The 517-nt window shown below is 64.8% G+C and carries 1 protein-coding gene; it reads left to right on the top strand.

From position 1 onward, the window contains the following. The first annotated feature begins 89 nt into the window (after positions 1 to 89). Positions 90 to 413, top strand: a complete 324-nt coding sequence (locus DCI01S_RS16600; RefSeq protein ID WP_061230219.1) for a hypothetical protein — start codon at positions 90 to 92, stop codon at positions 411 to 413. Positions 414 to 517: the final 104 nt, after the last annotated feature.

The following is a 517-nucleotide window of genomic DNA, read 5'->3' as shown; positions in this document are numbered from 1 at the left end:
GAACAGGACTGCCAATGAACAAGCGGCCCGGACTTCCGTCAGGTGCGGTCGGGCCGTGACGGGACGAACGCCAACACGGGAGGGGTGTCATGTGGGACCTGCAGACCGCGATACAGGCCGTGGCGATGGTCGCGGTGGCCTCGCTTCTGGTGCCGCCGCTGGCGCGTGGCATCGGAGGCATCTGCGCCGTGATCGGATTCTGTGGTGTGACGCAGTCGAGCTCTTGGGGGCCGACGGTGATGGCGCTGGGGATGGTGGCGTGGTTTGTCGGGCACTGGTCGTTCGCGGTCCGTCACGATGTGGTCTACCGAACTAACCTCGGGCGCATCGTTATCGACAAGACGCCGCTGAAATGGACGATTCCGCGCTACTGGCAGTTGCGCCGCCAGAGACGCATCGCGGCCGCCCGCTGACACTTCCCACCCGACCGAAACAGCAATGGCCCCACCGCTTCGGTGGGGCCATTGCTGTAGGTGTTTGGAGACGATTCTAGAACAGTGGCGGCTCGTCTAGCGGC

Origin of the sequence: Dietzia cinnamea NBRC 102147, from assembly GCF_001571065.1 — a bacterium.
GTDB classification, from domain to species: Bacteria; Actinomycetota; Actinomycetes; order Mycobacteriales; family Mycobacteriaceae; genus Dietzia; species Dietzia cinnamea.
This window is presented reverse-complemented; position numbering and strand designations above follow the sequence as displayed.

Coding starts and splice junctions, on each gene's coding strand:
- DCI01S_RS16600 (WP_061230219.1), top strand. CDS start 90: ATGTGGGACCTGCAGACCGCGATACAGGCCGTGGCGATGGTCGCGGTG.